Origin of the sequence: Methylobacterium sp. 13MFTsu3.1M2 (assembly GCF_900112625.1) — a bacterium.
Taxonomy (GTDB): Bacteria; Pseudomonadota; Alphaproteobacteria; order Rhizobiales; family Beijerinckiaceae; genus Methylobacterium.
On sequence record NZ_FOMM01000035.1, the window covers coordinates 15,907 to 30,220 of the forward strand.

The 14,314-nt window shown below is 73.1% G+C and carries 12 protein-coding genes; 5 read left to right on the forward strand and 7 right to left on the reverse strand.

The features are described 5' to 3' along the window. Window positions 1-25: 25 nt before the first annotated feature. The 3 genes from BM314_RS26925 to BM314_RS26935 form a co-directional block, all read right to left on the reverse strand. Window positions 26-646 carry a glutathione S-transferase N-terminal domain-containing protein gene (locus tag BM314_RS26925; RefSeq protein WP_091981476.1) on the reverse strand — a complete coding sequence of 207 codons (621 nt, stop codon included), beginning with the start codon at window positions 644-646 and terminating at the stop codon, window positions 26-28. Between the two features lie 67 nt (window positions 647-713). Next, the gene (gene ruvB, locus BM314_RS26930) at window positions 714-1,736 is read right to left on the reverse strand and encodes a Holliday junction branch migration DNA helicase RuvB (RefSeq protein ID WP_042672936.1); all 1,023 of its coding nucleotides are present in this window, start codon (window positions 1,734-1,736) and stop codon (window positions 714-716) included. Then, window positions 1,737-1,991, reverse strand: a complete 255-nt coding sequence (locus BM314_RS26935) for a DUF6894 family protein (protein ID WP_020096048.1) — start codon at window positions 1,989-1,991, stop codon at window positions 1,737-1,739. It lies immediately after the preceding gene. A 215-nt stretch (window positions 1,992-2,206) separates the two neighbouring features. On the opposite strand from BM314_RS26935, the gene BM314_RS26940 reads away from it, so the two are divergent. The 5 genes from BM314_RS26940 (at window position 2,207) to BM314_RS26960 (ending at window position 10,890) form a co-directional block, all read left to right on the forward strand. Further along, on the forward strand, window positions 2,207-3,307 hold the full coding sequence (locus tag BM314_RS26940; protein ID WP_020096049.1) for an SMP-30/gluconolactonase/LRE family protein: 1,101 nt from the start codon (window positions 2,207-2,209) through the stop codon (window positions 3,305-3,307). A 164-nt stretch (window positions 3,308-3,471) separates the two neighbouring features. Then, window positions 3,472-3,828 carry a hypothetical protein gene (locus tag BM314_RS26945; protein WP_091981479.1) on the forward strand — a complete coding sequence of 119 codons (357 nt, stop codon included), beginning with the start codon at window positions 3,472-3,474 and terminating at the stop codon, window positions 3,826-3,828. Window positions 3,829-4,062: 234 nt separating this feature from the next. Further along, on the forward strand, window positions 4,063-6,645 hold the full coding sequence (locus BM314_RS26950; protein ID WP_091981481.1) for a PAS domain-containing protein: 2,583 nt from the start codon (window positions 4,063-4,065) through the stop codon (window positions 6,643-6,645). 227 nt (window positions 6,646-6,872) lie between these two features. After that, window positions 6,873-7,433 carry a PAS domain-containing protein gene (locus BM314_RS26955; protein WP_020096052.1) on the forward strand — a complete coding sequence of 187 codons (561 nt, stop codon included), beginning with the start codon at window positions 6,873-6,875 and terminating at the stop codon, window positions 7,431-7,433. Then, entirely contained in the window at window positions 7,414-10,890 is a 3,477-nt protein-coding gene (locus tag BM314_RS26960; RefSeq protein WP_091981483.1) for a CheR family methyltransferase, read from the forward strand. The genes BM314_RS26955 and BM314_RS26960 overlap by 20 nt, the downstream gene beginning before the upstream one ends. Before the next feature lie 203 nt (window positions 10,891-11,093). Here the strand turns inward: BM314_RS26960 and BM314_RS26965 are convergent, their stop codons facing one another. The 4 genes from BM314_RS26965 to BM314_RS26980 all read right to left on the reverse strand — a co-directional run bounded on the left by BM314_RS26965 (window position 11,094) and on the right by BM314_RS26980 (window position 14,277). Beyond that, window positions 11,094-11,510 (reverse strand): DUF1236 domain-containing protein, encoded by a 417-nt coding sequence (locus BM314_RS26965; RefSeq protein WP_091981485.1) that lies wholly within the window; start codon window positions 11,508-11,510, stop codon window positions 11,094-11,096. 44 nt (window positions 11,511-11,554) lie between these two features. Next, complete coding sequence (locus BM314_RS26970; RefSeq protein ID WP_056524541.1) at window positions 11,555-11,785, reverse strand: hypothetical protein; 231 nt, start codon at window positions 11,783-11,785, stop codon at window positions 11,555-11,557. 166 nt (window positions 11,786-11,951) lie between these two features. Continuing rightward, window positions 11,952-13,364 carry an amidase gene (locus BM314_RS26975; RefSeq protein ID WP_091981488.1) on the reverse strand — a complete coding sequence of 471 codons (1,413 nt, stop codon included), beginning with the start codon at window positions 13,362-13,364 and terminating at the stop codon, window positions 11,952-11,954. Further along, a complete protein-coding gene (locus BM314_RS26980) occupies window positions 13,345-14,277 on the reverse strand; it encodes a DUF1028 domain-containing protein (RefSeq protein ID WP_091981491.1) in 933 nt (310 codons plus the stop codon). Before BM314_RS26980 ends, BM314_RS26975 begins: the two co-directional genes overlap by 20 nt. Between the last annotated feature and the right edge of the window lie 37 nt (window positions 14,278-14,314).

Genomic DNA, 14,314 nt, shown 5'->3' on the forward strand with positions numbered 1-14,314 from the left:
GCGCCGGACCAGGGGGCGCCCCGCCTCAGCTCAGCGGGACGGCGAAGCCCCGCTGCACGGCGGGGCGCTCCATCATCCGGTCGTACCAGCGCCGGACCTGCGGGTAGTCGGCGAGGTCGACCTGGTGGCGCTCGTGGCGCCACGCCCAGCCGAGGATCGCGAAATCCGCCACCGAGAGCGGCCCCGCGACGTACGCGACCTGCGCGAGGCGCCGGTCCAGCACGCCGTAGAGCCGGTGCGTCTCCTTGCTGTAGCGGGCGAGCCCGTAGGCGCGGTCGGCCTCCGCGACGGTCAGGAAGTGGTGGACCTGGCCGGGCATCGGCCCGAAGCCGCCCATCTGCCACATCAGCCATTCCAGGGCGGCGACGCGCTGCCGTCGGTCCTCGGGCAGGAAGCGGCCGGTCTTCTCGGCGAGGTAGAGCAGGATCGCGCCGGACTCGAACACCGGGATCGGGGACCCGTCCGGCCCGTCCGGATCGACGATGGCGGGGATGCGGTTGTTCGGGCTGATCGCCAGGAAGTCCGGCGCGTGCTGCGCCCCTTGCGTGATGTCGACCGGGATGACCCGGTAGGGCAGCGCCATCTCCTCCAGCGCCACGCTGATCTTCCGGCCGTTGGGGGTGTTCCAGGCGTAGAGATCGATCATCGCGGGCGCCTCCGCTGTGCCGAGGGAAGCTAGGGCCCGTGACGGGATCCGGCAATTCGGCCGGCGCTCAGGCGGCGACCGGGGCCGGCTCCGGCTCCGGCAGGCCGAGATGCCGGTAGGCGTGTCGGGTGAGGACGCGTCCGCGGGGTGTGCGCTGCACGAAGCCGCGCTGGATCAGGTAGGGCTCGATGATGTCCTCGATCGCGTCCCGCGGCTCCGACAGCGCCGCCCCGATCGTCTCGATCCCCACCGGCCCGCCCCCGAACGAGCGCGCGATCAGGCTCAGGTACTTGCGGTCCATCACGTCGAGACCCGCCCCGTCCACGTCCAAGAGCTGCAGCGCCCGGTCGGCGATCGCCCGCGTCACCGTCTCGGCCTCCGCCACCACCGCGAAGTCCCGCACCCGCCGCAAGAGCCGACCCGCGATCCGCGGCGTGCCCCGCGCCCGACGGGCGATCTCGTTGGCGCCCTCCGCCGACATGCCCAGACCCAGCACCCGCGCGCCGCGCGCCACGATCTGCTCCAGCTCGTCGATCTCGTAGAACTCCAGCCGGATCGGGATGCCGAACCGGTCGCGCAGCGGCGTCGTCAGCAGCCCCGCCCGCGTCGTGGCCCCAACCAGCGTGAACTTCGGCAGCTCGATCTTGACCGAGCGCGCCGCCGGGCCCTCGCCGATGATCAGGTCGAGCTGGTAATCCTCCATGGCCGGGTAGAGGATCTCCTCGACCGCCGGGTTGAGCCGGTGGATCTCGTCGATGAACAGGACGTCGCGCTCATCCAGGTTGGTGAGCTGGGCGGCCAGATCCCCGGCCTTGGCGATCACCGGCCCGGAGGTCGAGCGGAAGTTCACGCCGAGCTCGCGCGCCACGATCTGCGCCAGCGTGGTCTTGCCCAGCCCCGGCGGACCGACGAACAGCACGTGGTCGAGCGCCTGCCCGGTCTTCCTCGCCGCCTCGATGAACACCTGCATGTTCGCCCGCGCCGCGCGCTGACCGATGAACTCGGACAGGCTCAGGGGGCGGATCGTCTGATCCGGCTCCGCGGCCGCGGCACCGGACCCCTGCGCGACCGTCCTGATCGGCGTCGCCATTCAGGCCGCCCTGGCGCGACCCGACGCCTTCTCGAAGGGCTGCACGAAGGGCTGCACCAGGACCCGCCGGCCCGAGAGGTCGTGCACGCTCACCCGCCACTCGGCCCAGTCGGTGCGGTTGGCCAGCGAGCGCCGGACGTCGGAGGCGACCTTGCGGGCGCGGTCGACGAGGCGCGCCGTCGCGCGGACCTCGGTGCCGCGGGCGTCGAACACGCATTCGAGGCCGTTGGTGCAGTGGAACCGGTACTTGGCCATCCCTCGCTCCTCCTCGGCCGCCCCGCGCGGCGCTCACCCTGTGTTCACTATATGTTCTGTTCTCGGCCGGATCCAGCCCCGGCGAAGCGTCGCAGGCGTCCCCGGAACGGACCCGCGCCGGACTCACGACTGCGGCCGATGGGACCGGACCGGAACACCGCGCGCCCCGCGGGCTTACCGGGCGAGACGCCTCACCGCCGGACCGGGAACCCACCATGCGCGCCACGCTCCTCGCCCTCCTGCTGGCCGCCGGCCTCGGCGCGCCCGGCCGCGCCGCCGAGGCGCCGGCGGGGTCCGACGCCCTGAAGCCGATGGTGGAGTCGAACGACCTCGTCTTCAACGGCATCACCCGGTCCGCGGACGGCCGGCTGTTCTCGCCGTTCCAGCGGCAGAGCCAGGACAAGGGGATCGAGCTCGGCGAGTGGCGGGACGGCAAGGCGGTCCCGTACCCCGACGCGGCCTGGAACGCCTGGAAGACGGGCGACGACCCGGCCAAGGCCTTCGTGGCGGTCAACGCCATCCGGATCGGGCCGGACGGGGACCTCTGGGTGGTCGACAAGGGCGCGCCCGGCATGGGCGCGGCGCCGCTGCCGGGCGGCCCGAAGCTCGTGCAGATCGACCTCGCCACGAACGCCGTGCGCAGGGTCTACCCGCTGCAGGCGGCGACCACCGAGAAGAGTTTCATCGACGATTTCCGGTTCAACGGCGGCCACATCTACCTGACGGATGCCGGCCAGCCCGGTCTGATCGTCCTCGACCGCGAGACCGGCGGCCTCCGGAGGGTGCTCGACGGACACTGGTCGACGATCGCGCAGCGCCCGCTGACCGGCCAGGGCCGGGTGCTCCGGGACGACAAGGACAAGCTGCTCTTCATCCACGCCGACCAGCTGGAAGTCTCGCCGGACGGCAAGACCTTCTACTACCAAGCGTGCACCGGGCCGCTCTACAGCATCGAGACCCGGTACCTCGACGACGCGGCCGTGAGCGACGACGAGCGCGCCCGGCACGTGAAGCTCCACGCCGCCACGGTGGCGACGGGCGGCACCGCCATCGACGCGGGCGGCACCATCTACGCGAGCGACACGGACGGCCTGCGGATCCTCAAGATCGCGCCGGACGGGACGATGAGCACGCTGGTGCAGGACCCGCGGCTCGTCTGGGTCGACGCGATGTGGATCGACGAGCAGGGCGGTCTGTGGATCCCGGCGGCGCAGATGAACCGCACGCCGGCGATGAGCGGCGGCGCGGCCTCGACGGTCAAGTTCCCGACGACGATCTACCGGATGCAGATCGACGCCGAGCCGCTGCGCAACTGAGGATGGATCGGCCCGGTCCCAGGGGCGGCCTCGCGTCGGGCGGGCGGCGGCTGACGCCGAACCCGGAACCCGGGTTACAAGTTGGATCGAGGCGGGTGCCGGGCCCGGGACCCTGTACCGGGATCCGGCACCGAGGCCCGGCACGAGGAGAGGATGGACCGACCATGCGCAGGATGCAGTCGTCGCGGTGGGCCGGCGCCTTCCTGGCTGCCGGCCTGATCGTCGCGTTCGCCCCGCCGGCGCGGGCCGACGCCGCCCTGGTCCTGCGGGAGACCCGGCTGCACACGCCGCCGGACTCGCACGAGCCGCAGCGGGCGATGGTCAACCTGCGCAACACCGGCCCGGACCTCGCGACGAACGTGACCGTGCTCTGCACCTTCACGGGGGCCGGCGGGACGGTGCTCGACACGCAGCAGGCCTCGGTGCCGGAGGTCGTGAGCCTCGCCGACGTGCAGGCCGAGACGATCTACTACGGCTGGCCCCGCGCGAGCAGCGCCACCTGCCGCCTCGCCGAGCCGTAGCCGGCGGCCCCGTCGCCCGCCGGGCCGGCCGACGCAGCCTTAGCGGTTTCCGCGCGTTATGGTCCGGTCCCGTGGCGTCCCAGGTCCGTTTCCGGCAGAAGGCGCCCACGCCCCGCCCCTCTGTCGCAGCGCCAGCCCCGTGCCCGTATCCCCCGCCCTCCCGATTTTGGCGATCCGCCCCGACCGCCCCGCGCGGCCGGCGGGGGAGTCCATCGCGACGCACGGGCGCTGAGGGTGGACGAGACGGGGACCGAGGCGCTCCTGCGGCGCGCCCGCGCGCTGGAGGCGGAGGCCGCCGGGCTCCGGGCGCGGGCGGCCGCCACCGGCGCTGAGGCGGACGCCCCGACGCTCCCGCAGCCCCCCGCCGACCTGTCCGGGGCCGGCCTCGCCCTCCGGGAGGCCGAGGCGCGCCTGCTGCGGGCACAGGAGGCGGGCGGGATCGGCCTGTTCACCGTGGGGGTCGCGGACGGGCTCCTGCACCCGACCCCGCAATTCTGCCGGCTCTACGGCCTGCCGGAGCGCGACACCTACCCGGCCGAGCTGGTCGAGGCGCTGATCCTGCCGGAGGACCAGGCCCTCGTCTCGACGGCGGCGAGCCGGCGCCGCGGCGACGCCCCGCGGGACGTCGCCTACCGGATCCGGCGGCCGGATACCGGCGAGATCCGCTGGATCGCCCGGCAGGGGGAGATCGAGCGCGACGCCGCGGGGCGGCCGGTGCGGTTCTCCGGGGTGGCGCGCGACATCACCGAGCAGCGGGAGGCCCGCGACGCCCTGCGCGCCGGCGAGGAGCGCTACCGGACGCTGTTCGAGGCCATCGACGACGGCTTCTGCATCATCGAGTTCTTCGACGGCCCGCACGGCCCGCTGAGCGACTACGTCCACGTCGAGGCCAATCCCGGCTACGAGCGCCACACCGGCATCGCCGGCATCGTCGGGCGGACGCTGCGCGACCTCGTGTCGGCCGAGGACGCGGAGGCCTGGCTCGAGCTCTACGGCGGCGTGCTCCGCACCGGTGTCCCGATCCGGTTCGAGCGCTTCTTCGCCCAGGCCGACCGCTTCATCGACGTCTCGGCGGCCCGGATCGGGCCGGCGAGCCGGCGCCAGGTCTCGGTGCTGTTCCGGGACATCACCGCGCGCCGGCAGGCGGAGGACGCCCTGCGCGCCAGCGAGGCGCTCGCCCGGACCAACATCGAGCGCGTGCAGCTCGCCCTCGCGGCCGGCGCCATCATCGGCACGTGGCACTGGGACCTGCCGAGCGACCGGTTCACGGTCGACGAGGGCTTCGCCCGCAGCTTCGGCCTCGACCCGGCGCTGGGCCGGGACGGCATCCCGCTCGCCCGGATCGTCGCGACCGTGCATCCGGACGACCAGCCCGGGCTGGCCGCGGCCATCAACGCGGCCGTCGCCCGGGGCGGCGCCTACGCGCACCAGTACCGGGTCCGCCGGGCGGACGGGCGCTACTACTGGCTGGAGGCCAACGGCCGCGTCGACCACGCGCCCGACGGCACGCCCCTGAGCTTCCCCGGGGTCCTGATCGACGTGGACGAGCGCCGCGCCGTCGAGGCGGAGCGGGACCGCGTCGCCGCGGCGCTGCGCAGCCTCAACGAGACCCTGGAGCAGCGGGTCGCCGAGCGGACGGCCGAGCTGATGCGCGCCGAGGAGGCCCTGCGCCAGTCGCAGAAGATGGAGGCGGTCGGCCAGCTCACCGGCGGGCTCGCCCACGACTTCAACAACATGCTGGCCGGGATCGTCGGCTCGCTGGAATTGATGCAGACCCGGATGCTGCAGGGCCGGGTCGGCGACCTCGACCGCTACATCGGCGCGGCGCAGGGCGCGGCCAAGCGCGCCGCCGCCCTGACCCACCGCCTGCTGGCCTTCTCGCGCCGCCAGACCCTCGACCCGAAGCCGACGGACGCGAACCGCCTGGTCGAGGGCATGATGGAGCTCGTGCGCCGCACGGTCGGCCCCGCGGTGGCGATCGAGTCGGTCGGGGCCGGCGGCCTGTGGCCGACGCTGGTCGATCCGAGCCAGCTCGAGAACGCGCTGCTCAACCTGTGCATCAACGCCCGGGACGCGATGCCGGCGGGCGGGCGCATCGTCATCGAGACCGCCAACCGCTGGCTCGACCACCGGGCCGCCCAGGAGCGCGAGCTGGAGCCGGGGCAGTACGTGACGCTCTGCGTCTCGGACAACGGCACCGGCATGACCCCCGACGTGGTCGCCAAGGCCTTCGACCCGTTCTTCACCACCAAGCCGATCGGCGAGGGCACGGGCCTCGGCCTGTCGATGATCTACGGCTTCGCCAAGCAGTCCGGCGGGCAGGTCCGGATCTACTCGGAAGTGGGCCAGGGCACGATGGTCTGCCTCTACCTGCCCCGCCATCTCGGCGAGGCGGAGGCCGAGGTGAGCCTGCCCGACCTCGCCCACGCGCCCCGCGCCGAGCAGGGCGAGACGGTCCTGGTGGTGGACGACGAGCCGACCGTGCGGATGCTGGTGACCGAGGTGCTGGAGGATCTCGGCTACGCGGCGATCGAGGCGGCGGACGGCGCCTCGGGGCTGAAGGTCCTCCAGTCGGACGTGCGCGTCGACATGCTCATCACCGATGTCGGCCTGCCCGGCGGCATGAACGGCCGCCAGATGGCCGATGCCGGCCGCCAGCACCGCCCGGACCTGAAGGTCCTGTTCATCACCGGCTACGCCGAGAACGCCGCCCTCAACCACGGCCATCTCGGCCCCGGAATGCAGGTGATGACGAAGCCCTTCGCCCTGGAGGCGCTCGCGACCCGCATCCGCGGCATCATCGGCGGCGAGGGATGAGATCCGGACGGCCCCGGGCGGGCGGTGCCCCCGGGGCACACGGCGTCGCAGGGACGTGCGGAACGGGTTCGCCGGCCCGGGCGTCATTGCCATACCGCGGCGGCGCGCCCATGAGGGCGTCCTCGCGGGCACCATCGCGGGCGTCCTCGGCACGGGGCCCGGCGGGCGGGCGGGCCCGGGAGCGGACCGGCAGGGCCGCGCCGAACGGAGGCGACAGGGAAGCTACCGTGGACACGCAGACCATCCCGGCCGAACTCACGACCTTCTTCGAGAAATCCCACATCGCCCTGGCGCTGGCCGCGGCGGGCGACGACAACGTCCTGCTCCTGGTGAACGAGCGGTTCCACCAGCTCACCGGCTACACGGGCGCGGAGGTCGTCGGGCGCAATTGCCGCCTCCTCCAGCGCGACGCCGACAACCGGGAGGCGCGGGCCAAGATCCACGCCTTCCTGGAGAACGACCGTCAGGACACGGTGCGCACGCCGATCGTGAATTTCCGCAAGGACGGGAAGCCCTTCGTCAACCTGCTGTACATGTCCAAACTGAAGGCGCTCTCGGGCGAGGTGCGCTACCTTTTCGCATCCCAATTCGACGTCAGCCGCTCGCAACCCGAGTTGCTTTCCGCCTACGATGCAGAACTGGGCCGGACCCTGTCCCGGCTGACCCCGACGCTTGCGGAGAGTGGGCTCGTCATCGAGGGCTCGCTGATGACGATCGCCAACACGGTCGCCACGGTCGCGCAGGCCAAGCTCACGCTCGCGGATCTCGATGCACCAGGATTTCCATAGCGCCCCCGGCGGCGAGGCCTCGGAGGTCCTGGACGGCGCCGGCACGGTGACGGCCCCGCCCTTCGCCGGGCCCGTCGTGGGCATCGGCGCCTCGGCGGGGGGCCTCGAGGCCCTGCGGGAGATGCTGGCGCGCGCCCGGCCGCCGACCGGCATGGCCTTCGTCATCGTCCAGCACCTCGACCCCAACCACGAGAGCATGCTGGCGCAGCTCCTCGACCGGCAGACGGAGCTGGAGGTGCTCCAGTGCGAGGGCGGGGAGCGGATCGCGGGCGACAAGGTCTACATCATCCCGCCCGGCCGGGGCCTCGTCATCCAGAACGGCGTCCTCGAACTCACCCACTTCGTCCAGCCGCGGGGCCTGCGCCGGCCGATCGACGACTTCTTCCTGTCGCTCGCGGTCGACCAGCAGGCCAACGCCGCCTGCGTGATCCTGTCGGGCACGGGGGCCGACGGCACGACCGGCCTGCGGGCGATCAAGGAGCACGGCGGCGTCTGCGTGGTGCAGCAGCCCGACACCGCCCGCTACGACGGCATGCCGCTCTCGGCGGTCGGGACCAGCCTCGTCGACTTCGTGCGGCCGCCGGGCGAGATCGTGGACTGCCTCACCACCTTCTTCCGCCGCCGCGGCACCGACGCCGTCGACGCCGAGTCCCGCCTCGTCGCCGACCACATCGACGACCTCTGCCGGGTCATCCGCGCGGCGGTGGGCCACGACTTCGCCGGCTACAAGCGGACCACCCTGGTCCGGCGGGTCGAGCGGCGCATGCACGTCCTCGGGCTCGAGTCCGGCCGGGCCTATCTCGGCCGCGTCCGGGCCGACAAGACCGAGTGCGAGGCGCTGTTCCGCGACCTCCTGATCAACGTCACCCGCTTCTTCCGCGACGCCGAGATGTTCGAGCTCCTCCGGGAGCGCGTGGTGGAGCCCCTGCTGCGCACCCGCGATCCCGAGGAGGACATCCGGGTCTGGATCCCGGGCTGCTCCAGCGGCGAGGAGGCCTACAGCATCGCCATGCTGTTCGCCGACGCCGCCCGCCGCCTCGGGCTGCCGCCGGCGGTCCAGATCTTCGCCACCGACATCGACGAGCGCATGCTCCAGATCGCCCGGGAGGCGACCTACCCGGCCGCCGCGCTCGCCGACATCCCGGCCCATCTGCGGGAGCGCTACGTCGTCCTCCACGCCGAGCGCTTCACCGTCGCGGCCGAGATCCGCGACCTGATCCGCTTCTCCAGCCACAGCCTGGTCAAGGACCCGCCCTTCTCGCGGGTCGACCTCCTGTCCTGCCGCAACCTGCTGATCTACTTCGACGAGCGCCTCCAGCAATCGGTGGTGCCGCTGTTCCACTACGCGGTCCGGCCGGGGGGCTACCTGTTCCTCGGCCCCTCGGAGAGCGTCAGCCGCTTCGAGCACCTGTTCCCGGTCATCGACCAGCACGCCCGCCTGTTCGAGCGGCCGCCGGGCGCGCCGCAATACCCGATCGACCTGCCGGGGAGCGCCCGCCGGGGCGAGGCCCGGCGCGGCGGGCGCGAGGAGCGGCGCGGCGAGCCCTCGATCGCCGACGAGACCGTGGCGGTGCGCCGCGTCATGGAGCGCTACGCCCCGCCCAGCATGGTGCTCAACGAGGACGGCGGCATCATCGCCGCCTACGGGCGCCCGAGCCGCTACTTCGACTTCCCGGTGACCCGGACCGGCGGCACCAGCGCCATCACCCTGGCGCGCCCGGGCCTGCGCGACGTCATCGGCCCGCTGCTCCGCCAGACCCGCGACGCGCGCAAGCGCGTGGTCGTCCGCGACGTGGAGATCCGCTCGGAATACGGCGTCCAGCCGGTGGAGCTGATCTGCGATCCCCTGCCCGACGGCTCGATGCTCCTGGTCCTGCGCGACACCGGCGCCTTCCGGGCGGCGGACGACCTCGACCTGATCGAGATGGATGCCGGCGGCGACCACGTCGAGGCGCTGGAAGAGGAGCTGCTGCGCACCCGCTACAAGCTGCGCTCGGCGGTCGAGGAGCTGGAGACGACGAACGAGGAGCTGAAGAGCTCCAACGAAGAAATGATGTCGATGAACGAGGAGCTCCAGTCGACGAACGAGGAGCTGTCCACGGTCAACGACGAGCTGAAGACCAAGGTCGAGCAGCTCACCATCGCCAATGCCGACCTGCGCAACTTCTTCGAATCCACCGACCTCGCCGTCGTGGTGCTCGACCGCGAGCTGAAGGTGCGCAGCTTCACCACGTCGGCCACCACGATCTTCCCGCTGCAGCCGGGCGATCGCGGCCGCCCCCTCGCCGACGTGTCGAGCCGGCTCGCCGGGCACGAGTACCTGCACGACGCCCAGGAGGTCTGCGCCGGAGGCTCGGTGATCCAGCGGCGCGTCGCCACCCGGGACGGGGAGCGCACGCTCTCGCTGCGGGTGCTGCCCTACCGCCTGCAGAACGGCAGCGTCGACGGCGCCACCCTGGTGCTCACCGACATCACCGAGGCGCTGTCGCTGGAGCGCCAGCTCGCCGCGGAGCGCGAGCGGCTGGAACTGGCCGTGAAGGCCGGGGGCATCGGCGTCTGGGAATACAGCCCGGATGCCGGGACCGTCGTGGTCGACAGCATCGCCGGCACGATGTTCGGCCTCGCTCCAGACACCCCGCACCCCACCGCGTCCCTGGCGGCCAGCGTGCTGCCCGAGGACCGTCCCGGCTTCGAGGCGGCGCTGTCCGAGGCGGCGCATGGGCTAAACGAGTTCGAGGCGCGCATCCGCGTGCGCGCCGCCGACCACGCGCCGCGGCACATCCGCAGTTACGGGCGCCTGACCCGGAGCGGCGACCGGAAGCGGATCGTCGGCGTCTGCATCGACGTGTCGCCCGAATACGCGCTCGCCGAGACTCGCGACCTGATGCTGCGGGAGATGAACCACCGGGTGAAGAACCTGTTCGCGATCATCGGCGGCATGATCTCGGCGGGCGCCCGCACGCACCGGGAGATCGGCGTCTTCGCCACCGACATGCGCGACCGCATCTCGGCCCTCGGGCGGGCGCATTCCCTGGCCGACCCGTCCGACGGCCAGGGCATGAGCGACCTCGCCGGCCTGATCGGCGCGACCCTGCGCCCGTACCGCGACCACGTCCCCACGGTGATCGAGGGCCCCCTCGTGGCGATCAACTGGCGGCACGTGTCGTCGCTGGCGATGATCCTGCACGAGTGGGCGACGAACTCGGTGAAGTACGGCGCGCTCGGGGCCGACGACGGCGCGCTGTCGGTCACCTGGGAGCGGCAGGAGGCGGGGCTCGTCCTGGACTGGTGCGAGCGGATGGCCCGTGTCCCGGAGCCGAGGCCCGGACGAGGTTTCGGGACGATGCTGGTGGAGATGTCCCTGCGCCAGCTCGAAGCGACCGTGACGCGCAGCCACGACGCCGCCGAGTACCGGATCACGCTGCATCTGCCCGAGGCGGCACTCCTGCGGGGCTGAGGCGCGCTCAGGGATATCCGTGCGTCGGCCGTCCTTGCGAGCGCAGCGAAGCAATCCAGTCGGCGCCACGCTTGCCGATGCTGCGCGACCCTGGATTGCTTCGCTGCGCTCGCAAAGACGGCGAGGTCTCCCGATCCTTCACTGCGGGTTCGGGAGGAGTCACGATGCCGGAGGGCGCCGGACGAACCGGCGCCCCGCCCCCCTCAGTCGATGACTTCGACGATGCGGTGGCCGCGATCGACCAGGACGGGCTGGTCGTTCACGATGGTGTAGCGGTAGCCCGGGCGCACCCGGTACTCGGTGGGCACGTCGTAGTAGGTGACGCTGTCCTCCGGCAGCACGGTGCCGACCCGGACCGGGCCGCCCCAGCTGTAGGAGCGCGCGCCGCGGTCGCGGACGTAGCTGCGGAATCGCGGGCGGTCGTCGACGCCCAGGATGCCGCCCACCGTGCCGGTCGCCGCGCCGACCGCGCCACCGACGATGCCGCCGACCGGGCCGGCCGCGTCGGCGCCGACCGCCGCACCCTCGGCCGCGCCCCGCAGGGTGCCCTGCGCCTGGGCGGCCGCCGGGAGGGCGAGGAGGCCGGCCGTCGCCAGCGACAGAAGAAGCTTGTTGGTCATGCTGAGATCTCCAGGGTCGTCAGGGCGCGGCTGTCCGCCCAGGATCAGTTGCAGCCTTCCTTGTGGACGGTCTTGGAGTTGCCCATGCCGTCCTCCTTGTGGACGGTCTTCGAGCCGCAATCGACGCTGCCGGTGGTGACCTCGCGCTTCTCGACGACGGTGTCGCGGTGGTCGACGACGGCGGGCCCGTCGCGGCGGATGACGGTGGTCTCCTCGGCGCTCGCCGCGCCGCACAGGGCCGCGAACAGGGCGCCCGAGAGAATGATGTTGCGCATTGGTAGCCTCCTGACTTCAATCGAAGCCAGCAACGGCAGCGGCGGAGAAAGGGTTCCACGCGCATTGATCGGTAGATCACGCGGATATTCGCGATGCGGCACGGTATTGGTTGTGTACAATCGACCGCCCCCGTCCCGCTCAGCTGTTCGGGACGGGAGCGGCGCTTCAGCCGGCCAGGGGCGGCATCCGGGACCACCACGCGTGCGCCCGCTCGTACTGGTGGGCGACGCGCAGGATCTCGGCCTCGGCGAAGGGCCGGGCGGCGATCTGGAGGCTGATCGGCAGGCCGCGCCGGTCGAAGCCGCAGGGCAGCGCGATGGCGGGCAGGCCCGCGAGGTTGAACGGGTAGGTCAGGCGCCAGGAGGCCGCCAGCACGCTCTCCGCGCGCCCGCCGAGCGTCACCGCGGACTCGTCCGTCCGCCACGCGGTCAGCGGCGAGGCCGGGCCGACGATCACGTCGGCCTCGGCCAGGACGGCCGCCATCTCGTCCATGATCAGGGCCCGCACCTGCTCGGCCCGCAGGTAGTCCGGCCCGGTCACGAGCCGGCCCATCTCCACGAGGTCGCGAACGTCGGCGGCGAAGCCCGCCACGTGGCCCCGGGCGAGGCTGCGGTCGTGGTAGGCGGTCGAGGAGGCGAGCTCGATGGCGTAGATGGCGCCGAGGCCGTGGCGCAGGGACGGCACCGCGACGTCGCGCACCGCGCAGCCCCGGTCTTCGAGGAAGCGGAGCGCCGCCTCGACGGCGGCGGCGACGTCGTCGTCGATTGCGTCGAAGAAGTGGTTGCGGATCACCGCGACCCGCAGGCCCCGGATCGGCCGGTCGAGCCCGGCCGTGTAGTCGGGGACCGGCGCCGCGCTGGCCGCGGGATCGCCGGGATCCGGGCCGGCGAGCGCCTGCAGCATCAGGGCGGAATCGGCCACCGTCAGGGTCAGCGGCCCGGCATGGTCGAGGGACCAGGAATGCGGCACGATCCCCGACCGGCCGACCCGGCCGTAGGTCGGCTTGAGGCCGACGATCCCGCACAGGGCGGCCGGGATCCGGATCGAGCCGCCCGTGTCCGAGCCGAGCGCGGCCGGGCAGAGGCGGGCCGCGATTGCCGCGCCCGAGCCGCCGCTGGAGCCGCCGGGCACCCGATCGGGGTCCCAGGGGTTGCGGGTCGGCGGCGTGACCATGCCCCAGGCGAATTCGTGCATCCGCGTCTTGCCGAGGATCACCGCGCCGGCCGCCCGCAGCCGCGCCACGGCGTGGCTGTCGGCCGCCGGGAAGGTCAGGGCCTCCACCGCCGTGCCGGCCCGGGTCGGCATGTCGGCGGTGGTGTAGTTGTCCTTGATGGCGATCGGGATGCCGTGGAGCGGGCCGCGCGGCCCCGTCCGGGCGATCTCGGCATCGGCCGCGCGCGCGGCGTCGAGGGCCGCCGGCGCGAGGTGGACCATGCTGTTCAGGGCGCCGTCGAGGCGCGCGATCCGGTCGAGGCTGGCGCCGACGAGCTCGGCGCTCGACAGCTCCCGCGCCGCGATCCGCCGCGCGAGCTCGGTGATCGGGGCTTGCCAGAGGGGGTCAGTCGCGGCGGTCGTCATGGGGCACCCGGCGGTAGGGGAGCGTCGGATCGAACACGACCGGCGGGTGGATGTCCGCGAGGTCGAGGTCGCGGAGCCGCGCGATCTCGGCGAGCACCGGCGCGAATTGGGCCAGCAGGTGCGCGACCCGCCGGGGCTCCTGGCGCAGGCCGACGACGTCGCGCAGCAGGTCGGGGGCTGCATCCCCGGCGGCGCCCGGCCGCTCGGCGGGGGGCTTGAGCAGCATCGCCACGACGTCGTCCGGCAGGGCGCCGGCCGGGCCGCCCTTCCGCGGCATGCCGGCCACGAACGGCACGAGCTGACGGCGGGCGACCAGGAGAACGCGACGCAGCTCGGCCACGGGCTCGGCATGCTCGTCGACCCGCAGGTCGAGGTGCGGGTACTCCTCGCCGGCGACGATCTTGAGCGCCGCCGACTGCTTGCCGCGCCGGTCGCCGCCGGCCGCGTCGCCGGCCTCCAGGGCGCGCATCAGCCGCTCGTCGAGATCCTGGGCGGCGCTCCCCTCGAAGGCCGCCACCATGGCGTCGACAACGCCCGGCCCGGCGAGCATGTTGCCCTGGACGGCGTAGCCGGGCCCGGTGCGGTGGCCGGCCGCCGGCGTGCAGCCGGCGCCGGTCCAGGCGGCGGCCCGCCCCTGCCCGTCGACGAGGCCGAGCTGGCGCAGGTCCGGACGGTCGTCGGTGGCGAGGGCCGCCGCCAGCGCGGCGTCGGGATCCTGCCCGCCGGCCAGCCCGTCGAGGATGCGGGCGGCGAGGTAGGGGTTCACCCAGGACTGGGTGGTGACGGCCCCGATCCCGGCCCTGAGGAACGGGCACAGGCCGCCCACCGCCGGGACGGCGCTCGCCACCGCGACGCCGAGCTGGCCGGTCCGCGGGCAGCGGGCGGCGATCGAGAAGGTGTTGAGTTCTCTCATGCGCTTACGGCTTCCTCCTCCCTGCTCCCGATCCACC